We start from the raw sequence: 24,013 nt of genomic DNA, 5'->3' as shown, positions 1-24,013 counted from the left end.
GGAGTTCAAAACACTATTTCATCAGGATATTTTGTAATGCTTTCAAGTCGTTTTGATTGCTTGCCGGATCAAAGTTAAATGCTCTCTCATACGCAACCAACTCTTGCCTGCGGGTTTCAAGTTCTTCCTGTAATTTAGAATCCGTAGTGGCAATAAAAATATTGAAATTTTCAAATTCGCCTTGAATGCGAACACCATTCTCCATCACTTGAAATGGAATTGAGATTACGCTGTTTGCATTCATTTTGAGAACCGCAGCAGGTTTGCGCAAATACGCAGGCAGCGGGAAGATGACATCTAACTTACGCGGCGAATGAAATGTGAAAACCTTCTCTTCAAAATCAGGCGCGTAGTCTAGGTCTAAAGCAAATAGCAAGGCGCCGCGCGGGCTGGCAATAACGGACAGGTCCCAATCGGGTTTTGTATCGTCCATTGCCAGCTGATGATGATACGCGTCGCCTTCAAGATAAAAGTTATCTAACAGACGAATTTCGCGCCCGATTTCAGTAATCGGTTCAATCAGGTCGGGAAATTTGAGCAGTGATTTCAAACTCAAATTAAACCAATAGAGCGAAGTGATACGCGCCGCCAGGCCATGATAGGCTTGAGCGCGGAGTTCATCCGGCGTGGGCGAAGTGCGCTGCCGTCCGCCGTAGTGATCCCAACCGCTGTGGGCGCCTTGCGACCAATAGGCAATGGATGCGGGTCGGTTTAACTCGCGCAGGCTGCGGGTCATATCACCGATGGTCTCAAGCGGCGCCCCCCAACGAATATGTTGATTGCCCCATTCGTACAGGCTCCACCCATCTGGTGACGGCGCACAGACCCGGTAGGCGTCGTAGTGAGGGTAATCTGAAAGCCCGGCGTAAAAACGCCAGATACGCTCTTCGCTGTGCGTCACTGTGGTTGGCAAGCGCGTTGGTTGATAGGGATTGAGATCACGCCAGACTTCCATCGGTGGAACCGGACGCCCGCCGCCGTATTGCGGCTCGCCTAAAAACTCAACGGCGTGAACACGCGGAAGCATGTCCGTGGAATCATAATGTTCAAGGTTCTCTAATTTGTTAAAATATTTGAGTGGATATTCGTCATATAGTTCGGTATCGGTATAGCCCCCGGTGTCGGCAATATGCCCAGTGTTAATGTGCATACGACGCAGTGTTTTTAAGTAAGGCTCATAAGTCAGCGTACTACGGCCATTCGCGTCGGAACTGATCCAGCCGCCGCTGATATCAAACGCCTCGCGCTTGATGCGGAGATGCGACCAAACGGAAAGCGCTCGATCTTCGGAATCCCGCAAGCGTACCTCCAACGCAGCGTAGGTCAGAGGCAGGCGTCCGGTTTCGACGATTGCCCCGCCCCGGTCGCCAGCGGGAATGACGCCATCTTGTGGGAATGCTTCTACATCTTTTATCCATTCTCCAGGCAGCAATGCTCGCCAAGTTTTATTGTTCTCAGGCAACCACAGGCGGCAGGCGTCTATACGGAGTGAAGAACTTGTCTGATTTGCAATATGAAAGATGAAGCGGTCAGGAAACGGACAATCATCTTGCCCTAAAAAAGTGACCGAAGACAACCAGACCGTTGGATCATCAATTGAAATTTGAACAGCCGTTTCGTCCGAGTCGTCCGAAACTTTGATACGAAGGTCGGCGTTACTCCCTACACCCCATATTTCTCGCTTGCCGTTCCATGTCCACACTGTCAGCGCATCGGGCGGTAGTGTCAGCGGGGCGTCTTTCCAAGCGCTGGGGAAATCGTGCCACGCCCATTCATCTGTTAATAAAAGTTGTTCTGGCGACTTACCTCGGAGGAGAATTTTTGTATCCGGCGAAAGCGTCAGTTGTTCTTTACTTGTATTGCGAATAAAGATTTGCGCGCGGGCGCCTAGACTGCGGTCGGTCGATTTGCGGTAGCGCATCATGGTTGATTGCATGTGCGGCGTGACCGTCACGCCCTCAAGCTGCAATGATGCGCTCCAACTTTTATTCGAGCCGAAGTGAAAGATGAATACGAAAATTAATAATAACTGCGCAAATCTACTCATTTTATTATCTTTAAACTTCCTACAGGTTGCATTTCACTTTGCGCCAATATTCTAAACAGTTCGGCAGTGAATCTCTACTCGCAAATAATAGCGTTATATTATCTTTTCGTCCTATCGCTTTAAAGGAATGAGAATATCATATTCGTAGCAGGTAGACATTTTAGAGGCAACGCCTTTTATGATGCAACAACAAAGCAACACCCCCGGCGCGGTATACACGCCTTATACACCCGTCGCGGACCATTTTGACGAGTGGTTTGATGAAACGGGAGCGGTTCGCCCACATTGCCAGTTTTTCCATAATAAATTTCTTTCTCTCGACTCCCAAAAACTCAATGAAATCTGGAACCGGGCCAAGCGAACTCTGTATGAAAACGGGATCGTTTACAACATCTATAATGAAGATAGAGACCATCTCCGCCCCTGGCTGCTAGACCCGATTCCGATGATCCTCGCGAACAAGGATTGGTTGATTCTTCAAGAAGGGTTGCGCCAACGCGCACACCTGCTGAACCAACTTGCAATTGATTTATACGGCCCTCAGCAAGTCATACGGGAGAGGCGGCTTCCCCACGAATTTATTTTTGCGAATCCAGGGTTTATTCGCGCTTGTTCAGGGATTCACCCGACGCGCGGGATATGGATTCACCGATACGCTTCAGATTTAGCGCGGCGGCCTGACGGTTCATGGGTGGTGTTATCTGACCGCACGCAAACCCCAGCCGGATCAGGATATGCGCTTGAAAACCGGATCGTCCTCAACCGGCTCTACCCTTCAATTACCCAAAACCGCCGCATCCACCGCTTGGCGTCCTATTTTAAGACGTTTCTTGAAAGCATTGTGAAACTTCTGCCGCCCGCCCGGCAAGAAGACCCTCAAATTGTGCTTCTATCTCCAGGGCCGGTGCATGATTCATATTTTGAGCATTCTTACCTAGCAAAATATCTTGGAATCACCTTGGTTGAAGGCGCCGATCTGACCGTACGGTCAGACAAAGTATTCATTAAGACGCTAGAAGGGCTTAAACAGGTTGACGCCATCATCCGACGAATTGACGACTGGGAATCTGACCAGTTGTTTTGCAATTCGAGTGGCTCGTTCGGCGTACCGGGTTTGATACAGGCAGCCCGCGCAGAAAATGTTTTGGTCGTCAACGCCATCGGCAGCGGCGTACTCGAGTCTCCCATGCTAGCGCCCTACTTACCGGAATTATGCCGTCACTATTTAGCAGAAGATTTGAAATTACCGACCGTTCAAACCTGGTGGTGCGGAACCCCGGACGGTCTCGCCTATGCGCTCGACCATTTCGATTCGCTTATTATTAAATCCGCATTTCCCCGCCTGCCATTCGTAACCATAAGCGGAGACCAATTGAGCCAACAAGACCGCTCAGAACTCATTGAAAAAATCAAAGCCAAGCCCTATCAGTTTGTCGTACAAGAAAAAGTCAATCTATCGACGGCGCCGGTCTGGACAGGAACGCAATTAGAGGCGCGCAATTTAATTATCCGAATGCAGGTCGTCACGCAAGCCAAAGGCGGATTCGACGTAATGGCGGGCGGTTTGACCCGCGTTTCGTCTGCGTTTCATGGACCGGCAAAAACACAAGACATGGTCGGCGCGTTTAAAGATACCTGGGTGATGTCCGATAAAGATGTGGAAGAGGTTTCGCTGCTCTCGTCGTCTTCGGATTCAATTGTTATCCGGCGCGCACCACGCAACATTCCCAGCCGATTGGCGGATAACCTATTTTGGCTGAGCCGCTATTTAGAGCGTTCCGAATTTGCGTTGCGCTCGATTCGGATGCTGTTGTCCTGTTTAAGCGACCGCAATGATAACCAAGACAGCGTATGGTTGAATGCTCTACTTAATATCAATCATGTTCTATTCAAACCTTCAACTCCCCTCGAAGAAATGGCGCCTTACGACGCCGATGGGGTTGAATTATTTGCAAGAACATTAATTTTTGACAGCGAGCAAGACCATAGCATCGCAAAAAATCTGGATTCGATGCGGTTTCTCACGTGGAAAGTACGCGACCGCATTTCGTCAGACGCCTGGCGCATATTGGCGCAGTTAGAAAACCTGACCATCGATACGAAAGACTCACAGGGGCTCTCGCTTGGTGAAATCCAAGACCTGTTAAATCAGATGTTGACTTGTCTCGCGGCGTTCAGCGGTCTGGAAATGGAAAGCATGACGCGCGCCATGGGATGGCGCTTTCTGGATATGGGACGGCGCATTGAGCGCATGTTAAACACGATGTCTGTATTGAAGTCAGCGCTCAATTCAAATAAACCGATCGAAATAAATACACTGCTGGTTTGGCTCGAACTATTTGATTGTTCGATGACCTATCGTTCCCGGTATGTGGATGACGTCCAACTAGGAACCGTGGTCGATTTGATATTATTTGATGAAACCAATCCCCGCTCGGTTTGTTTTCAGGTCGCTCAACTGGCTGCTCATATTGACTTGTTGCCAAACAGCCAAAATCGCCCACTGCGCACGCTGGAACAACGAATTGCGCTCGAGACGCTGACGAAATTACGTTTGTTTGATATTGATACGCTCAGCAATCTTCGACAGGGCGATTCAGGCTCTTTAGCCGACTTGCTTGAATTTCTCGATCACAAAATTACCATTCTATCCGATGCGTTGTCGATTACGTATTTTAGCCATGCAACTCAACCTCGATTGTTAGCCAAACAGCAGTTGAATGCGAAATAATTGGGAGCCGCTTCAGTGATTTATTCCATTCGACATGTGACTCAATACATGTACGATTCTCCGATGACGTTTGGTCAGAATCGCGCAACGGTGGAACCGCGCTCCTCCATCATGCAAAAGCGATTAGATTTTGACTTATTGATTGAACCCCACCCGTCTGAATTAGTCGCCTTCACCGATTTTTTTGGTAACACAGTCCATTATTTCACAATAAACACACCGCTCAGTGAATTGAAAATACAAGCAACATCGAGAGTGGAGTGCTTTAAACGGTTAGCGCCAGAAGCGTCACTCACGCCAGCATGGGATACGATCCAGTCGATTTTTCAATCACGAAACACGGCAGAAGATTATGAAGCCTTTCAATACCAATACGAGTCTCCATTTGTACCGATTGACACGGTGTTTCGCGACTATGCCTTGCCCTCATTTGAGCCAGGGCGTCCAATCTTGGAAGGCGTCTTGGATTTGACGGCTCGCATTCATCACGATTTTGAGTATCAGCCGTTTTCGACAGACATCACGACCTCGACCTATGAAGTGATGGAAATCCGCAAAGGCGTCTGTCAAGATTTTGCGCATCTCCAGATTGCCTGTTTGCGTTCATTGGGGCTGCCCGCTCGCTACGTAAGCGGATATTTGAGAACATCTCCTCCTCCCGGCCAGGAACGTCTCCAAGGCAGCGACGCCTCACACGCCTGGTTATCAGTCTATATTCCCGATGCGGGCTGGATCGACGTTGATCCAACCAACAACATTCTGGTTTCAACAGACCACATCACGATTGCCTGGGGCAGAGACTACGATGAAGTCAGCCCTGTTAAAGGAACCGTTTTCGGCGGAGGCAACCATTCGGTCAACGTTTCGGTTGATGTGATTCCTGAATAAGACTGTACGCTTTTAAACAGAACGTTGATACATACAGCAGATTTTGTCCTAAGCCCTATTGAGTCAATTACTTGTAATTTCATACATTTAAGTGAGTTATGTAAGAATTGATGACATTTGACTTGCTAGGTCTGATTTTTGCTATACTTACAGAAATATATCTTTTTTTAAGGTGAATTTATGGCGATTCAAGTCGCATTGCGTCATCAAACGCACTATAACTATGACCGTTTGGTATCCTTGTCTCCTCAAGTCGTCCGTCTTCGTCCGGCGCCGCATAGCCGGACACCAATCTTGAGCTATAACCTGACAATTCGCCCTGAAGAACATTTCATCAATTGGCAACAAGACCCTCACGGAAATTATCTGGCCCGGTTGGTATTTGAAGAAAAAACCCGGCTCTTTCACGTCGATGTGAATTTGGTTGCTGAGATATCAGCCATAAATCCATTTGATTTCTTTCTGGAAGACTACGCAGAAGAGTCTCCATTTCAATATAAAGAAGAAGAACGCGTTGATCTTGAACCCTTCCTCGAAACGAAGTCGTTTGGGCCAGAGTTTGAAAAATATCTCAAAACATTTGATTTAACGAAACGAATGACCAATGATTTTTTAGTTGATATCAATCAACAACTCGAAAGAGATATCGACTACATCATCCGAATGGAGCCAGGGGTTCAAACGCCCGAAGAAACGCTCCGAACGCGAAAAGGCTCTTGCCGAGATTCGGCTTGGCTGTTGGCGCATGTATTGCGCCGCATTGGCTTAGCGACCCGGTTTGCGTCCGGGTATTTAATCCAGTTGAAATCCGACGTTGAATCGCTGGACGGACCCTCAGGCCCCGTTGCAGACTTCACCGACTTGCACGCATGGTGCGAGGTGTATCTTCCCGGCGCCGGTTGGATCGGGCTGGATCCGACCTCGGGATTATTCACGGGCGAAGGGCATATCCCCCTGGCCTGCACCCCGAAGCCGCAAGGCGCCGCGCCAGTCAGCGGCGCGGTCAGTAAGAGTGAAGTCGAATTTGAACATCACATGTCCGTCACCCGCATTCACGAAGACCCCCGCGTCACAAAACCCTACCGGGACGATCAATGGCAGCGGATCTATCAAACCGGGCTGCAAGTCGATCAAGAGATACATCAAAACGATATGCGCCTGACCATGGGCGGCGAACCGACCTTTGTTTCCATCGACGATATGGAAGGCGAAGAGTGGAACGGCGGCGCTCTGGGTGAAAATAAATATCGCCTGGCGAGCCAGTTGTTTCATCAGATGCGCAAGCGTTTTTCCAAAGGCGCCCTGCTGCACTATGGACAAGGAAAATGGTATCCGGGCGAATCGATTCCGCGTTGGGCGCTGACTTGTTATTGGAGAAAAGACGGCGCACCGATTTGGAAAGACGAGTCGCTCATCGCATCCGGCAACGAGCCATTAGGCCATACCGTCGAGGACGCGCAACGCTTTATCGCCCACGTGGCTGACCGGCTCGGCGTTCAAGCGAAATACGCCATTCCCGCTTGGGAAGACCCGTATCATATCATTTTCCACGAGCGCAAAACGCCTGTGAATATTGATCCACGCCAATCTCTTATGGATGAACCGGAAGAACGCCGACGCTTGGCGAAACTGCTCGAAAAAGGCGTCGGCAACAAAGTCGGTTATGTGTTGCCCTTGTCGCGTGGTAAAAATGGAACTTCGCCGACATGGACCTCGGGCGAATGGGTCGTCCGAACCGAAACACTATTTCTGTTCCCCGGCGATTCACCGATGGGATATCGCCTCCCGCTCGATTCGCTGAAATGGGAAACGAAAGCCGACCGTCTTTATTCTGAAGCGTATGATATGAGTGCGCCTCGTCGCGAGCTGCCTTCGTACAAAGCGTTACTCTCAAATACTTCTAGTCGAGCGAACGTCAGGATGGAGCGCTCAGACCCGAAATTTCTCAATCGTTTTAAAACTAAATCGGGAGGCCGCTCATCTGAATTCGGCGAGGCTTGGAAATCAGCTTTGGCGTCTTATGAAAAGACGCATTCATACAGCAATGAAGAATGGAGCGGCGTTGTCCGAACCGCGCTGTGCGTTGAGCCGCGCGAGGGGCGCTTGAATGTGTTTTTGCCGCCGCTTCGCTTTATTGAGCAATATCTAGAACTCGTCGCCCTGGTCGAAGAAACCGCCAAAGAATTGAACTTGCCGGTACGCATCGAAGGCTACCAGCCTCCAGGCGACAGCCGGATGCAGCAATTCAAAGTCACGCCTGATCCCGGCGTCATTGAAGTCAACGTTCATCCCGCCAGTAACTGGAACGAGCTGGTTGAAATAACGCATAGCGTATATGACGAAGCCCGTCTGGCCCGGCTGGGGACGGAAAAGTTCATGCAAGACGGGAAGCATACCGGGACCAACGGCGGCAACCATTTTGTCATGGGCGGCGCATCAACCAACGACAGCCCGTTTCTACGGCGGCCTGACCTCTTAAAAAGTTTAATCAAGTATTGGATCAATCATCCATCGTTATCGTATTTATTTTCCGGCATGTTTATCGGGCCGACAAGCCAGGCGCCGCGCGTGGATGAAGCGCGTTATGAAGCGGTGTATGAAATTGAAATCGCTTGCGCCCAGGTTCCTGAAAACGGCCCCTGCCCTCCCTGGATTGTTGACCGGATTTTTCGCCATCTTTTGATTGACGTCTCCGGCAATACCCACCGGGCGGAATTTTGCATCGACAAGTTGTATTCGCCGGATTCGCCCAGCGGTCGGTTGGGCTTGGTCGAATTTAGAAACTTTGAAATGCCGCCGCACTATCAAATGAGTCTGGCGCAACAATTACTCCTGCGCGCACTATGCGCCTGGATGTGGAAAACCCCTTATACCGAAAAATTGGCGCGTTGGGGGACGCAGTTGCACGACCGTTTTATGTTGCCCCATTTTGTATGGCATGATTTTAATGACGTAATCGACCAACTCAAAACATACGGATTTGAATTTGACGCGTCATGGTACGATGCGCATTTTGAATTTCGGTTCCCAAAAATCGGCTCGGTTGCTTACGACGGCGTAGAGATCGAACTCCGCCAGGCAATCGAACCCTGGCATGTCTTGGGCGAAGAACAAGCAGTCGGGGGCACAACCCGTTATGTAGACTCATCGCTCGAACGCATCCAGATTAAAGTGTCCGGCGCCATCGAACCAAGACATATTATCACTTGCAACGGAATCCCGGTTCCGCTTCATCCCACGGGACGCCAAAGCGAATTTTGCGCAGGCATCCGTTTTCGGGCGTGGCAGCCGCCATCCTGTCTTCACCCCACCATTCCAGTGCACGCGCCGCTTGTCATCGAATTAATTGACACTTGGAACCAGCGTTCACTTGGAGGCTGCAAGTATACGGTCTCGCATCCAGGCGGGCGCAGTTATGACACGTTCCCGGTGAATGCGCTAGAAGCAGAATCTCGTAGGGCCGGGCTGTTTTCGGCAATCGGCCATACTCCCGGCCCGGTAACGGCGCCGCCGAAGCAGGTCGGAAAAGAATATCCATTCACACTGGATTTACGAACAATTCAAAAGGCATGACAACGAGAATGAGAAGGAAGGTTGGCGTTGATGATTTTCGATAATTACCAAACAGATGGATTCTTTGACGAATTGTTTGACGAAAATGGCCAGCCGCGTCCTTTCGCCATGTCGCTGATAAACCGTATCAATTCCATGCCGCAAGAAGATGTGTTTCGCCGTCAAAAAGAAGCCGAAGCGGCGTTTATGAATTTAGGAATCACATTCACGGTTTATGGTGAAAGCGAAGGCGCGGAAAAGATATTTCCCTTTGACATCATACCGCGCTTGGTAGACGGCAACGAATGGGACACGGTCGAGCGTGGATTGAAACAACGCATCTATGCGCTGAACCTCTTTATTGATGATGTGTATAACGACCAGAAAATTTTGAAGGACGGCGTGATTCCCGCCGACTTAGTCCTTTCTGCGGAAAGTTACAGAAAACAATGCGTCGGTCTAAAGCCTCCCAAAGGCATCTGGTGTCACATCACGGGGACCGATCTGATCCGCGATAAGGATGGAACATTTTATGTCCTTGAAGACAACCTGCGTTGCCCGTCCGGCGTTTCGTACGTCCTCGAAAACCGCCATATTCTTAAACGTACGTTTCCCTACGTCTTTCAGACATCGCAAATTCGCGCCGTGGATGACTACCCCAACCGGTTGCGCGACTTGTTGGAATATCTTGCGCCTGATTCAGTCTCCAGCCCGACCAGCGCTGTGTTAACGCCGGGCGTTTATAACTCCGCGTATTTTGAACATTCATTTTTAGCCCGCCAGATGGGCATTGAATTGGTCGAAGGCCGTGATCTGGTAGTACGAAACGGCTTTGTTTACATGCGCACGACCAAGGGGTTCCAACGGTTGGATGTTCTTTACCGTCGATTAAATGATGACTTCCTCGACCCGAACGCATTCAACCCCGAATCGCTCCTGGGCGTCCCTGATATTTTTGACGCTTACCGCCAAGGAAAAATCGCACTTGTGAATGCGCCCGGCACGGGCATTGCCGATGACAAAGTGATTTATTCGTACGTCCCGGAAATCATAAAATATTATATGAATGAAGAGCCCATCGTGCCCAATGTACCAACGTATGTCTGTTCGAACGAAAGCGATATGAAGTATGTATTGGAGAACCTCGAAACGCTGGTCGTCAAAGCAGCAAACGAATCGGGCGGATATGGAATGCTGGTTGGCGTCAAATCAACCGAAGCAGAACGAAATGAATTTGCGAAACGCATTAAGGCAAATCCGCGAAATTACATCGCCCAACCAACCATAGCGCTTTCACGCGCCCCGGTGATTGTTGACGATCACTTTGAAGGGCGCCACATTGATCTACGTCCCTACATTCTATATGGAGAAGACATTTATGTTCTTCCCGGCGGCTTAACGCGCGTTGCGCTCAATCGCGGGTCTCTTGTCGTGAATTCATCGCAAGGCGGAGGCAGCAAAGACACCTGGGTTGTAGCGAGCCAATCTCAGAAGCAAGCCCCGGTCACCATGAGCCAAAGCCAGACTTCATCCCAATCTAAATAAAGAGAGATTGATTATGCTGAGTCGTGTTGCCAATTCAATTTATTGGATGAGCCGATACATCGAGCGCGCAGAGAACGTAGCGCGTTTTATCGATGTGAACTTAAAACTCATGCTGGATATTCCTAACGGCGGTCACAACCAATGGGAGCCGCTCGTCAATGTTACAGGCGAACGGGATTGGTATTTGAAACATTATGACGAGTTTTCACAAGCCAATGTGATTCGCTTTCTGACCTATGATTTAGACTATCCCAATTCCATTTTTTCTTGCTTGGCAAGCGCTCGGGAAAATGCGCGCTCGGTGAGAGAAGTGATTTCCGCAGAGATGTGGGAGCAAATCAATACATTTTATCTTTCCGTCAAACATTCATCCGGCGCCGAATTGGAATTAGACCGGCTGCATGATTTTTATACGAAAATTCGCAATGGAAGCAGCCTCTTCGACGGCATTACCGATTCGACGATGTCACACGGAGACGGTTGGCATTTCGCCCGGATGGCGCGGTTGACGGAACGCGCAGACAAGACCTCCCGCATTGTTGATATGAAGTATTTTATTCTGCTGCCAAGGACATACGATGTGGGGACGCCGATTGATAATATTCAATGGTCGGCGCTACTAAGTTCCGCCAGTGGATTTCACATGTACAAGCAACAATATGGTTCGATTGATCCGAAACACGTTGCGGATTTTTTGATTCTCGACAGGCTCTTTCCACGGTCGATTCATTATTGCCTAATTAAAGCCGAAGAGTCGCTTCATCAAATTTCGGGGACCCCGGTCGGCACATTCAGTAATGAAGCCGAGCAATATCTAGGGCGCCTTCGTTCTGAAATTGATTTCACGTCAATCAAAGAAATTATCGCACAAGGAATGCACGAGTATCTTGATGATTTCCAGAAAAAACTGAACATCGTTGGCGAAAAGATTTTTGTAACTTTTTTTGATCTTGAACACGGCCCCAAAAACGTGTATTCCAACTCTGATATTCACTAAGAATACCTGTTAACCGTTTTTTGCGCCCTGTTCAACTTGTGATACCGTCTGATGAAATACCTTTGGCTTGGGCTATGAACTTTAATATTTCATGGCATCGCGTATTGAAACATCAGCGTCGCCAAATTCTTCTATTTCGGTATAGAACAGCGCGGCGGCGTCAATGTCGTGTTCAATCACATACTGATGGAGCTCGACTATATAGGGAAAGCGTTGCATCGCAGGCGCCAGGATAAAAACAAACAAATAGATTGAAAGAACTCCCAGCAAGAGTCTCCCCCAATTTATTAGTATTCTCTTCCGGTCCTGTTTGCTCACAATAATATGCGCCTTAGATTTTTGCTGTGATATCCGGGAACACCAGATAGAACATGATATACGCCATGACGAGAGTCAGAATCAGATTCAAGGTTTGCCCGCAAACATAGAGAATCAATGGCTTGCCGCCAGCAAAATAGGATTTCAATTCACGGAAATTGGTCGCCAACCCAATACTCACAAAAGCGAGACAGAAAAACCAACCACGGAAAAACTTTGTAAAGCCGCGAATCACGCCATTGTCGATCAAGGCGTAGCCCGCATCCTGCCCCAACCATTGGTAGAGCGCGGAAAAAATGATTGACGCAGCAATAAATCCTAAAACAAATTTTGGGAACCGCCGCCAGATTTCCATGAGGTTAATGTTGGCCCCGGCTTCGCGGTCAACTTTGGCGCTCCAATACACCGCAACGCAAAAAGCGATGACGCCGATCAGCACATTTTGAATCATCTTGATCGTCGCCGCGACATAGAGCGCCTGGTCGCTGAGAAAGGCGCCGGCAGCGGCAACCGCTCCGGTCGCGTCAATGGTCCCGCCCATCCACGCGCCGCCCAGGACGTGAGGCATTCCTACGGCTTTGATGACCCAGGGCATCACGATCATCATGATCGAAGTAAAAACCAGCGAAAGACCGACCGCCAGCGTGAGTTCTTCCTTCTTTGCTTTACAAGCAGACGCCGTAGCAATCGCCGCTGAAACGCCGCATACCGACATGTCCGCCGAGATGGTCATGTTTAGTGTTTTGGATTGGATTTTCAATACGTTTTGGCCGAACCAATAGGTCGTAACCAGCACAATCGGCGTCACCACCCAGGCAACGAATATTCCGGGCATACCAATGGCGAGAATTTTTCCAAACAGGATTTCGGCGCCGAGCATGACGAGACCCGTCTTAATATAGTATTCGGTCTTCACAGCAGGCAAAACCCATTTCGGCGTACCAATGGTATTGCTGATGAGCAAACCAAAAAGGATCGCCCATGCGGCGTAGCCGATGCCATAGGCTTTCATGGTTGCCTGCGAGGAAAAGAGATACGCCAATACAGCGATTGCGAAAATCACTGGAAACGCTTTGATAAATTCCGCTGCTGAGTTGCCCATAAACTTCACGCCAACCGCAAAAAAGAGCGCGAAGAAAATACAAAGCCCAATCAAATAAGGAACCTGATTGTAGGCGCCGATTGCCGTTTTTTTCTTTGCGGATGACTCTGCATTTTTTGCGGCGCGCCACGTATTGATGGCCGCGACGGCTTCATCATTTAATACAACAGTTTCAAAATTTGCGTTCGCCGCGGCGTCTTGCGCTTGTTGGGCGGCGAGCAAAGCCGATTCAGTCGCAGCGCGTTTCTGTTCATATTTTTCAACCGCTGGCGCTTGTTTCGATTCGGCCTGTTCTTGGCTGAAAACAAACGCGTCCAGCGGATTGTTCTTCCAACCGTGTGGATGGCCCATCCATAATGCGATGGCTTTTGCTAACGGTTCACTACTTGCTTTGATCCCTTTTTTAGCGTCATTGGCTTGATGCCATGCAATCGTTTTAAAGGGGGCAGATTCGGCCTCCGTTTGCATCACGGTATTCGCCGACTTGAACTTCATATCCATCTGCGTTGGAGGATTCATTAAAAAGAGGGTTAACCCGATTAGTATGAGCGAAAATCCGAGCCAAATTGCCCAATAATCTTCTGTCTTCCATAAAGAAGAAATTCCGCGAATGTCGTTCATGCGATCTGCTTTCTATATGAAATTCATACATGACAATATACGTATTAAATGCGCAGCGCTTAAAAATGGAAAGTCCAACATTAAATCAAATGCAACTAAACATACGCTCTTCAATGCTTGTAAAATCCGCGCGGTTTAGTAGGCTAATTGTGAGACTCTATTGGGGAGAGACCAAAACGATGAAAAGATACATTGTCTCTTTTGTATTTTTGCTGCTCATCTGTCAATTCTGCATTGCGCAGCCGTTTCCAAAATTCAAAGCCTATACGATAGATAACGTGGGGCAGCGAATGGGGCAAACCTCACTGGCGGACATCGACCGCGACGGCGACCTCGATTGGGTCACGGGCAAAGCGCACCACGCCGGGCACGACGTGTGGTGGTTTGAGTATCAGGCGCCCGACCGATGGGTGCGCCACTTTATGGGAAAAGGCAATACCGACGTAGGCGGCAGCACATTCGATGTGAACGGCGACGGCTGGTTGGATCATTTGTCAGGCAGCAAGATTTTTATTAATCCCAAAAATCCAAAAGAAAATGAATTTGACGTATATGAAATCGGCGCGATCAATTCGCATGATTCAGAATTCGCTGACGTGAACGGCGACGGCAAAATGGATGCGATTGCCAATAGCGATCAAGAAGGATTGTTTTGGTATGAGATTCCAGACGACCCCACCACGACATGGACCGCCCACACCATCGCGCTAAGCAAAGACCATAAAATTCATGGCGGCGTTTCTCCCAAAGCGGTGGCCGACCTGGATGGAGACGGCGACAACGATGTTGTGACCGGGCGCGCCTGGTATGAAAACCTCGACGGCAAGGCGCTAGCATGGAAACAGCATTTGACAATTGATTTTGGCGAAGAACATAAATATGGAATCGCGCTCAGGACATGGGTGCTCGATCTCGACCAAGATGGGGACATCGACTTTGTTCAGGCCGAAGCCGACAACCCCGATTCGCGAGTGGCTTGGTTTGAAAATGACGGCAAGGCCAACTGGACGCGCCATCTCATCAAAGACAAAGGCGATGGGCAAGACTTCCATTCACTCGTGGTCGCAGATTTTGACAACGACGGCGACATGGACGTTTTCTCCGGCGGCGGGCCGCTTTCCTCAAAAGAGCCCAAGCGCGGCTATATCTGGGAAAACACAGCCGGTAAAGGAAAAAACCCGAAGAGCAATCATTGGAAAGAACACGTAATAATCGAAAAGCCGTTCCATGAAGCCGTCGGGGCCGATGTAGACGGAGACGGCGACATCGACTTATGCTCCAAGCCTTGGAGCACCGGGAACGAGCACGTCTATCTACGAAACATGCTGATTGAATAAACCGCTCATTTTGTCAACATGCCATCGCCAAAATAGAACCCTGGCTGCGCGGGTTGATTGTAACTGACGTTTTGCCACGCGACGCTGAGTCGATAGACGGGGTCGTTCATTAAGGTCTTCAAACGATAATCCGTTGGAATGGTTGAAACGAAAATTCTCAATTCGCTGCCGTCTTCGGTTCGCCAAATAACTTCTTCACGCCAGTCGCCAAGTATGTCGGCGCACAATGAGGGATTGGCCTTGGTTCCGTTATTGGTCACGCATTGATAGGCGCCGCCGTCTAGCAAACGCTGGGTCGTATTCGTCTCGTAATTCCACTTATCAATATAGGCGCCGCTGCGGCGTCCGCCGTCAAGAATCTCGCGCAACAAATCGCCGTCCCACCAAATCCCCATATTGCACGAATTCGGTTTCGTTTCTGAGATGCGTTCGCCCTTGCTGTTGAATAACCCTGGCGAGTTGTTCGCCCAACATTCATAACCGGGATGGCGCGGGTCGATATCCATCGCCAGGCCTCGTCCCGGATCATTCAATTCTAAACTCCAAATCACTTCGCCCGTTAAGGCGTCGCGAAGGTTTGCGCCATGCGGATGTTGCGGGCGTTCATGAATGCCAAAGATTTCCAAGCCAGGCCGTTGCGGATCAATGTCCGACAAGTGAAGCGCATCGCCGTGTCCTAAACCCGTTGAATACAGCCCTGTTCCATCGTCGTCGATTGCACAAGCGCCATAAATGATTTCATCTCGACCGTCTTGATCGACGTCGCCAACGGAAACGCTGTGATAGCCCTGCCCCGCATATTCCTTGTAGCCCTGGTCGCTGTCGAAAGTCCAAAGATGCGTCAGTTGGCCGCCGCGCCAGTTCCACGCCGCCAACACGGTGCGGGTGTAATAGCCCCGGCACATCACCAAACTCGGTTGTTTTCCGTCAAGATAGGCGATGCAAGCGAGAAAGCGATCGACGCGATTGCCATAATCATCGCCCCAGACATCTTTGATTTGTTGTGGAGAAGGAGCCAGCGTGTCGGGATGACGCGGAGGCAAATAATTTGTCGTCGCCAAGGCAGCGCCTGTTTGTCCATCAAAAATAGTCAAAAATTCCGGCCCCGCTAAAATATATCCGTTTTCATTTCGATAGTCGGCATTACTATCACCAATGATTTTGCCCGTTCCATCAATAGTTCCATCTGCGGTTTTGCAAGCGATTTCGGCTTTACCGTCGCCGTCTAAGTCATACACCATGAATTGCGTGTAATGAGCGCCTTCCCGGATATTTCGCCCTAAATCAATTGTCCACAAACAGTCTCCTTCTAATGTATAAGCCTGTAAGTAAGCGTTTCCGGTCATGCCTCCCTGCGAATTGTCGCGCCCTCGAGAGGCTTGGTGAATCACGATCTCATAGTCGCCGTCGCCGTCGAGGTCGCCAACGGAGGCGTCGTTCGGCGTCGTTCCAGCAGGCCCTTGCATTGGAATCGCAAGATATGGCAAAGCGGGCGAATTTGCCTGAATCGTATGTGGTTTGCTGGGCGCCCATTCAGCCCCGTCCACAACAGGCGTTACAGTATATGTGTTGTCAACGCTGCGATTGATTGCCTCATCGAGAAAAAATGTGTGTAATCGAATGGGTTCTTCATTCAATAAAACAGATTGGTTTGCACCCGAGGCTCGATAGACATTGAACGCAATGTCGTCGGCGTCTGTTGCTAATAAGCGCCAAGAGATAAAGACGCTGCCGTCGGTTTGACTCACCGTAACAACGCCGCGGTCGAGTTTTTCCATTTGCCTTTGCGCACAGACCGGCGCGGCTAAAGCGAGCAAACAAAGCGTGAGAATGAACCCATTTCGAATTTTCATCATTCATCCCAATTGATAATAAAATTAGAGGACATCATATTATCATAGATCAAGTTCATGCCTGCGCTTTCGGAAGATGACGGTACCAAGTGAAGTACAGCACAGTGATCGCCGTCAATCCGAGACCAAAATATATGATGGCGCGTGTATGCCAATGCCCCACAAGATACATCGGAAATAAATAAAACGATCCAATAGCAATGATACCGAGAAACGTATTTAGGATCGCATAATAGGGGCTTTCATAAGGATCAGACAATGAAACCAGTTTTTCTTCGGGGCATTGACGCGATACGGGGCCCCACAGACCAAACGGTTTTACCGTTTTATAAAACCGATTCAATACCTCTTGTTCAATCGGCGCTGTGAATAAAGAAACCATGATAGCAACAAGGGATGAGCAGAAAATTATCACCGGGAAGAAGATGTAAATCGGCATCGTTGAATCAAGTAAAGGTAAAATAGAAAACACAAATCCGGTCAACGTTCCCGCCGCGTAGCCCCAGCCATTAAACCGCCACCAATACCAGCGCAACACATTCGGCGCCACGACGGCTGCGCTCAAAGCCATCATCAGCCAATTGAATATCCCGGCAATTGAATTTGCCTGCATTCCAATCAAGACGCCTACCGCAACCACGCCGATGGTTGAAACGTAACTGGCCCGAATCAAGGTTTGGTCATCAGCGTCAGGTTGAATAAAAGGTTGCCAGAAATCACGAACAATGTAAGACGCCGCGCTGTTTACAGTCGAACTAAATGTAGACATGAAAGCGGCCAACAACCCCGCGATTACAAGACCGCGAAACCCAACGGGAAGAAAATCACGTAACACAGTCGGCATGATTTTTTCTGGATCGCCCGGCTCCGAAACGCTGCTCAACGCCAAGAGAACAATTCCCATCGCCATCGCCCAGCGAACCATCAGAAAGAAACTCCACGAGGCGCCGATCAGCGCGGCGGAGCGTTCATCGCGCGCCGATAAAAATCGCTGAAAATCGTATAACTGAGACGGGCCGCCAGCGTTTAAAAGAAAACCTTTCATCACCCACGCAATCACTAAAAGGCCGAACCATTGATAGGCCGCGTTTTCTGTCCCGGCGAACGAACTGATCTCCCACATTGGCTGAATTGAATCCCAACCAGTGGGTAAAGCGCTGTTCAGCGCATCCGGCGAAACATGCTGATAGGCAATGACGGCGATGATGACGCCAGCTACGGTCAAGATCACGGTTTGGATTACATCAGTAATCACTACGCCGAAGAATCCGCCCATCAGGACGTACAATGTTGTAACGCCAATCACCGCAACAGCGCAAATCAAGGGAGGTAATGCAAGATAAACAGTCGAAAACTTACCAATGCCTTGATATGCGTAACCAATGAATGTTGCCTGCGTCACGATAGCCATGAATGCATACGCGAGTCGCGCACTGCGTCCGCCGGAACCGTCGCCAAAGCGTGTGCTCATCCATTCCGCGCCCGTCATTACGTTCGAGCGCCTCACCCATTTCCCCATGAAGGAAAAACAGAACGCGCCGAGCATGACGCCCCACATCCAATGCACCCACATGGATTTCATCCCCATAACGTACAACAGAGAGACAATCCACATGGTGCCAGTGATATCGAACGTCGAAACGGAACCAGACATAGCCAGCGCGAGCCAGTGAATTTTATTTCCACCCAAAAAATAGGCGCGCAGGTTTTGAGACGCCTTCTTTTGGTACCAGAATCCCAACCAGACCACGACGATGAGATACAACGCGATAATGGTATAATCAATGAAACTCATAGTATGCGTGCTCTCCCCCAAAAAAATCCTCAGATATTTCAGAACGAACAAGTGCTTTACTTGTGGCGTACTCTTGCCTCAAACCTATCTGCTCTCCGTCCACCAGACACAATACATTAACCGTGCCGTTGGTATGGTGTGGATTGAGGCCGTCTTTAAAACCCTAAGTACACACACCCGTCTTCCTTGGCGTCCATCATGTAATAACTCTCGTCCTGGGTATAGTCCATGCCGAACAAATCGCGAATCTGTTCTGTCAGTGAATGTAACATGATTCTTGAAACCTCAACACTTCCTAGTTTGATTCAAAAAAACGAGCCGCACAGTCAAAATCCAATTCCTGTACGTCTCCATCTGGTAGGGGAATCCAAACACGAATCTGGACTTGGTGTTCAGTATTTACCCAGGGCTTCCTTATGCTATACACCGTTGCGCCACTTCCAATATTCTCCCCTTCCCAGATATCTGGTACATATCCCTCTCCCTGTAAATACACTATTTCATTCTCGCCGTTTTCACGTTGAATATACGCTTTAATAGATTCTTCATTCAAATAATAAGGTTCTTTGTATTGGTCTAGAATTTGGATGCCGATCTTAGATGTACGTTGATTCATGAAATTGACTACATGAAAAACATCAATTTTCTTCATGTTGGGAAAATAGATGACTTCTCTCTCTTCACCTAATACCATGCTTTTCTCGAAAGAAGCACAGGAAGCGAGAGTAAGAGAAAGTAAAAGCGCAAAAATAACAGCTATGTTTGTTTTCATGATTAATCCTCCAAGATAGGGTTTGTAGGTTTTTCAACGTTTTTCGGCGCTGAATCTTTCATTTCAATTAATTCTGAAAGATCATCAAGTATTTTCTGACATTCATTTTTAACTATCCGTACGTTTATTTGAGTATCACGTAAAGAAGACTGATTATTAGAGATGTTGTCACAGGCTGCGTTAATCCTCGATGAAGATGTGACAACTGAATGATACACTTGTGACAGTAACTCAATGATCGTTGATTCTCTCATTTTATTGATCGAAAATTTTTCATGTTCTCGTATATTAGTGATCATAAAATTAAACATTGATTGGATATCACCTAATTCATTGCCGGGGTCTGGCACATGCCAGATACTATAATCTCCAGTGCTTACGGCGTAAGATTGCACAAAGATTCGGTCTAAAGGAGTTAATACTTTGACTTTTAAAATCACAAATATGATAACGGATATGATAAAAACAATAATTACCAATAAATATGCCCGGTTCCAAAATAAATGGCTTAAAAGCATGTCGATAGAATTATCGTTTTCTATATACTGAATCATTCCAACAAAATCATTGTTCGGCCATTTATTTTCAAACGGCATACTTAAAACCGAATATGTATCTCCATCTTGTTGAAATGAATTCCAGAAAAGCCCTTTAACGATATTGGAACCATCAGTTTTGCTCTCATTTGTTTGCTTGTTCTTGCTTGATACAACAGTCTCACCAGTGCTGTCAATCAAGGAAATCGTGTGATACGGATCGTCATGGCGGCTCATCACTTTACAATATTCGCTTAATGTATTGGTGGCCGATTCCATATTTTGGCTGTTTTTCAGTGCAAGTGAGATATGACTTGCCGCTTGCAGCATGGACGCATGAAAATTGGCTGTAAGAATTCGCTTCTGTGCATAATAGTCATAAGTTAATGCCATGATTGTCAATGCGATAAGCGCAGCATTAACCCAAACAATTATCTGTCTTTGCAAACTTCCTCGGCGCTGCTGAGAAATTGAATAAGTCATTTTTCGCTCCATCTAAAATTTTGCAGAAAATTAACGTCTGCATTCTGTGATGAGTTAGTTAATTACGCTCAAGAGAATCATGATATTCAGGTTTAAGTTTTCCAAATATTTGAGAAACGAGGATGCGAACTTCTTTCACAGATTTTCCCTCATCTAAATGCTTTTGGATGAAATCTCGTTGCGACTTAGCTGTTGGACATCCACATGTAACTAATTCAGGGTCCTGGCAATCCCCGCAACTACATTCAAAATAGGCCGCAACTTGATACATTTCTGAATCGTGTGATATTTGAGAAGTGTGACTATTAATTGCGGAACTTTTGACGCTTATTGTTACAAATTGCCCTTGAGAGTATCGAGAATAATTTTGATTTATCCAATAAATTCCTGCAAAAGCAACTAATATAACAACTCCTATAACAATTGGATAATGACTATTCTTTTGTGCACTATTGTTAGGTGAAGATGAATGTTTATATTTTTTACTGGATTTGTTTACTGATTTTGATGACTTAGATTCATTACCGCAATTTGGACAATAAATATGATGAGATTGAATCAGTTCATTGCATTGATTACATTTCTTCATTATAAAACTCCTTACTACGTCTGAGATTCTTCAAGATGTAAAAACAAAGCCGGAGGTTGAAGGTTCTTTTACGTTTCAAAAATAACTAAGAGTGTCATTTTTATAAACTAAAGTTATATGACCTTCAACCTCCTTTCTTAGTTTGAATTAGTGCTGATGACCAGAGTGATCGGCATGATTGTCTTTTTTCATATCATGCGTTCCATCTGCTTTGTCAAGTTTTGACAAGTATTCACTGGGATTTTCTTGCAGCATTTTCTGGCAAGACGGGCAGCAGAGACGAATCAAACGATTTGCGATAACCACATCAATTGGCTTGCCCATGCTTCCTCCTAATTTCTCGCCAGACGCGATGCAATTTGCTATGGGGTAGTCATCTTTTTGCTTCTTGATCGTGGCTTCATTCAATTGGTTCAAGATCGGTTCAGGATTTTTTGTGAATTCAGTCACGCAATTACTGCAGCAAAACCGCACTAGGCGATTTTTATAAATGAGGTCAACTGCTTTTCCCATTGCGGTAAGTTTTTGCTTGGTGACCAAGCACGTTTCTAATGGGTAATGGGGCAGTTGGTCTTTTATCATCGCTTTATCAACTTTGTCGATGAATTTCTGCGGTTCTTTTTTGAATTGCTCAACGCATCCTGAGCAACAAAAACGTATCTCTCGTCCATCATGGTTGTAAACCACTGGTTTGCCCATTGAACCAAGTGCTTGGCCTGTGACTGGACAAGTTGTGAGATAATACGGGTCTTCTGAAAAAGTCTTCAATGGTTCGCCATGCGCATGTTCCTCAGCGGCAAAAAGAAACGCGTTTAACGCAATCATTAGACCCACGACAAAAAAACTACATGTTACAAATTTCTTATAAATTCTGTTCATTGAAAAGCCTCCATGGTTTTTTATGATTTCATAGGTAGATTGGGAAGAGCGATTTATCTCACTCTCCCCCTTGGTTATGCCCAATTAAAGTTTTCGGTGCGGCTTAGCCGTATGGGTTTTGCGGCTATATGGACCAGTCGGATTAGAAGAGGGATTAGAGCTCTTTACCAAACGACTCGACTGCAGTTTGCTGGATTCAAAGCGTCGTTCAAACGATGACTTCATAAAAACACTATCGCCTGATTGTACAGAATGGTTGTCTTTTGGCAGAAAATTGCTCGAAAGCAATTTGCTTTTATGGACAGCCAAAACTGGTGATAATTCATCTGCAGCGTGGCCTGAAAGTGTATTCAACCCAATTGAGAAGCCGATCAAGACTGATGCTACTAAACCTCTGACCAACATTTTGTGTAGTGTACTATTCTTCATAATGTCACTCTCCAATATGTGAGTTATGCTCGAACGTTGATGCCTGCAAAGTAACTAATTTACAGTAATTTATTGTTGATGAATTTACCTCCTCGCAGTTTGATGGATAACGGAACCGAGCAATTTCTTCATTATCTGCCATGAGTTGATATTTGATTTCGCTTCGTTTTCAGCCAATATTTGTTTGATTTCTGCAAAAGTGGTTCGCCTATCGAAAGGTTTTTGCACCCAGTGAAAGACACCGTATGATGCGGCTCTTTGCTCATACTCTTGAGTCACATTGCTGCTTAATAGAGCGATCCGTGAGCCATTCACTATGGTTTTCATTAACCAAATGGTTTCAAATCCACCCAATTCTCCCTCTAAATCCATGTCAATGAATACAAAACTATAATTGATGTTGCGAACCCGAGAGACTGCGTCTAAGGAACTAGTAACAACATCTACATGAAATCTATTACGTCGAAACCAGTCGTGAAGTATTTCTGTCTCGTGAACATTGTTATCAACAATGAGTATCGATTTTTTCGGTTTGGAATCAGCAGGCATTATCATGTTTTTTACCCCGGCTGTTTTTGATTTACTTGATTCATATAAAGGCAATGATTATGCCAAAACCTTAAACTAAAAATTAAATGTACTAAGCGCATATTTTTAAGGACTTTGAATATTCAAGATCAGATAGAGCGTGAGATAATGATGCGAGAGGAGGATGCAAATGAATCGACTAGAGAGGTTGTTATGTGGCAAATGAATTGGTGTGGGTGATGGTTAAATACCGTATTTTTTCATACGGTAAATGAGAGTTTGACGGGTAATGCCAAGCAGTTTAGAGGCTTGATTTTGATTGTTATTGGTTTTCTTTAGCGCCAAGTGGATTAAATCTTTTTCAACATCATCTAAAATTATTCCTTGTGGGGGAATTTCGATCAATGGTTTTGAACTTGCTGCATTTTTGTCGATGAGAAAATCAGGAACATCTTCCAATCTGATTTGGTCATCGTGTTGACGCAACACAAATGTTTGTTCGATGATATTTTGCAGTTCCCTGACATTGCCGGGCCAATCATACATTTGTAATTGGTCGTATACTTCAGAAGCAACTTTGATACGCCCTCCTCCCAATTCGCGTAAAAAATGTTGAATCAAAAGAGGGATGTCGTCTTTTCGCTCGCGTAACGAAGGCAGGCGGATGGGGACTACGTTTAAGCGATAATAGAGGTCTTCGCGAAAGCGCTTTTCATCGACCATTTTTTTCAGATTATTGTTGGTAGCCGCTATGACGCGAACGTCGACAGGAATTGGTTTCGTCCCGCCAACTTTTTCAAATTCATGTTCCTGTAGAACGCGCAGCAGTTTGCTTTGAAGTTCTAAGCGCATATCGCCAATTTCATCGAGAAAGATGGTCCCATGATTGGCTTGTTCAAATTTTCCCGTGCGTTCATTTATTGCGCCGGTGAAGGCGCCTTTTACATGACCAAAAAATTCACTCTCAATCAGCGTGTCTGGAATGGCGGCGCAATTCACCGCTATAAACGG

General features: G+C 47.2%; 18 protein-coding genes. 6 read left to right on the top strand and 12 right to left on the bottom strand.

The window, feature by feature from the left end:
* Positions 1-13 precede the first annotated feature (13 nt).
* A complete protein-coding gene (locus tag P9L94_11740; protein MDP8244747.1) occupies positions 14-2,047 on the bottom strand; it encodes a hypothetical protein in 2,034 nt (677 codons plus the stop codon).
* 178 nt (positions 2,048-2,225) lie between these two features.
* Between P9L94_11740 and P9L94_11735 the strand changes: the two genes are divergently transcribed.
* The 5 genes from P9L94_11735 (at position 2,226) to P9L94_11715 (ending at position 11,760) form a co-directional block, all read left to right on the top strand.
* Positions 2,226-4,778: a circularly permuted type 2 ATP-grasp protein gene (locus P9L94_11735; GenBank protein MDP8244746.1), complete on the top strand. Its 2,553-nt coding sequence runs from the start codon at positions 2,226-2,228 to the stop codon at positions 4,776-4,778.
* A gap of 15 nt (positions 4,779-4,793) precedes the next feature.
* Complete coding sequence (locus P9L94_11730; protein ID MDP8244745.1) at positions 4,794-5,666, top strand: transglutaminase family protein; 873 nt, start codon at positions 4,794-4,796, stop codon at positions 5,664-5,666.
* 180 nt (positions 5,667-5,846) lie between these two features.
* On the top strand, positions 5,847-9,239 hold the full coding sequence (locus P9L94_11725) for a transglutaminase family protein (GenBank protein ID MDP8244744.1): 3,393 nt from the start codon (positions 5,847-5,849) through the stop codon (positions 9,237-9,239).
* A gap of 30 nt (positions 9,240-9,269) precedes the next feature.
* Positions 9,270-10,763, top strand: a complete 1,494-nt coding sequence (locus tag P9L94_11720) for a circularly permuted type 2 ATP-grasp protein (protein ID MDP8244743.1) — start codon at positions 9,270-9,272, stop codon at positions 10,761-10,763.
* Between the two features lie 13 nt (positions 10,764-10,776).
* On the top strand, positions 10,777-11,760 hold the full coding sequence (locus tag P9L94_11715; GenBank protein ID MDP8244742.1) for an alpha-E domain-containing protein: 984 nt from the start codon (positions 10,777-10,779) through the stop codon (positions 11,758-11,760).
* An 81-nt stretch (positions 11,761-11,841) separates the two neighbouring features.
* Here the strand turns inward: P9L94_11715 and P9L94_11710 are convergent, their stop codons facing one another.
* Positions 11,842-12,030, bottom strand: coding sequence for a hypothetical protein (locus P9L94_11710; GenBank protein MDP8244741.1), 189 nt, complete (start codon positions 12,028-12,030; stop codon positions 11,842-11,844).
* A 61-nt stretch (positions 12,031-12,091) separates the two neighbouring features.
* Positions 12,092-13,801, bottom strand: coding sequence for a putative sulfate exporter family transporter (locus tag P9L94_11705; GenBank protein ID MDP8244740.1), 1,710 nt, complete (start codon positions 13,799-13,801; stop codon positions 12,092-12,094).
* A 179-nt stretch (positions 13,802-13,980) separates the two neighbouring features.
* On the opposite strand from P9L94_11705, the gene P9L94_11700 reads away from it, so the two are divergent.
* The gene (locus P9L94_11700) at positions 13,981-15,138 is read left to right on the top strand and encodes a VCBS repeat-containing protein (protein MDP8244739.1); all 1,158 of its coding nucleotides are present in this window, start codon (positions 13,981-13,983) and stop codon (positions 15,136-15,138) included.
* A 5-nt stretch (positions 15,139-15,143) separates the two neighbouring features.
* Here the strand turns inward: P9L94_11700 and P9L94_11695 are convergent, their stop codons facing one another.
* The 9 genes from P9L94_11695 to P9L94_11655 all read right to left on the bottom strand — a co-directional run.
* Entirely contained in the window at positions 15,144-16,994 is a 1,851-nt protein-coding gene (locus P9L94_11695; GenBank protein ID MDP8244738.1) for a rhamnogalacturonan lyase, read from the bottom strand.
* Between the two features lie 52 nt (positions 16,995-17,046).
* Entirely contained in the window at positions 17,047-18,786 is a 1,740-nt protein-coding gene (locus tag P9L94_11690) for a hypothetical protein (protein ID MDP8244737.1), read from the bottom strand.
* Positions 18,787-19,081: 295 nt separating this feature from the next.
* Entirely contained in the window at positions 19,082-19,558 is a 477-nt protein-coding gene (locus tag P9L94_11685; GenBank protein ID MDP8244736.1) for a hypothetical protein, read from the bottom strand.
* A 2-nt stretch (positions 19,559-19,560) separates the two neighbouring features.
* Positions 19,561-20,577, bottom strand: a complete 1,017-nt coding sequence (locus P9L94_11680; GenBank protein MDP8244735.1) for a hypothetical protein — start codon at positions 20,575-20,577, stop codon at positions 19,561-19,563.
* Positions 20,578-20,635: 58 nt separating this feature from the next.
* Positions 20,636-21,166, bottom strand: coding sequence for a hypothetical protein (locus tag P9L94_11675; GenBank protein MDP8244734.1), 531 nt, complete (start codon positions 21,164-21,166; stop codon positions 20,636-20,638).
* 147 nt (positions 21,167-21,313) lie between these two features.
* Entirely contained in the window at positions 21,314-22,045 is a 732-nt protein-coding gene (locus tag P9L94_11670) for a hypothetical protein (GenBank protein MDP8244733.1), read from the bottom strand.
* Between the two features lie 84 nt (positions 22,046-22,129).
* On the bottom strand, positions 22,130-22,474 hold the full coding sequence (locus tag P9L94_11665; protein ID MDP8244732.1) for a hypothetical protein: 345 nt from the start codon (positions 22,472-22,474) through the stop codon (positions 22,130-22,132).
* An 84-nt stretch (positions 22,475-22,558) separates the two neighbouring features.
* Positions 22,559-23,077: a response regulator gene (locus tag P9L94_11660; GenBank protein MDP8244731.1), complete on the bottom strand. Its 519-nt coding sequence runs from the start codon at positions 23,075-23,077 to the stop codon at positions 22,559-22,561.
* A gap of 168 nt (positions 23,078-23,245) precedes the next feature.
* The coding region (locus tag P9L94_11655) for a sigma 54-interacting transcriptional regulator (GenBank protein ID MDP8244730.1) at positions 23,246-24,013 on the bottom strand (768 nt) is incomplete at its 5' end.

It is taken from the genome of Candidatus Hinthialibacter antarcticus (genome assembly GCA_030765645.1).
Classification (GTDB): Bacteria; Hinthialibacterota; Hinthialibacteria; order Hinthialibacterales; family Hinthialibacteraceae; genus Hinthialibacter; species Hinthialibacter antarcticus.
This window is presented reverse-complemented; position numbering and strand designations above follow the sequence as displayed.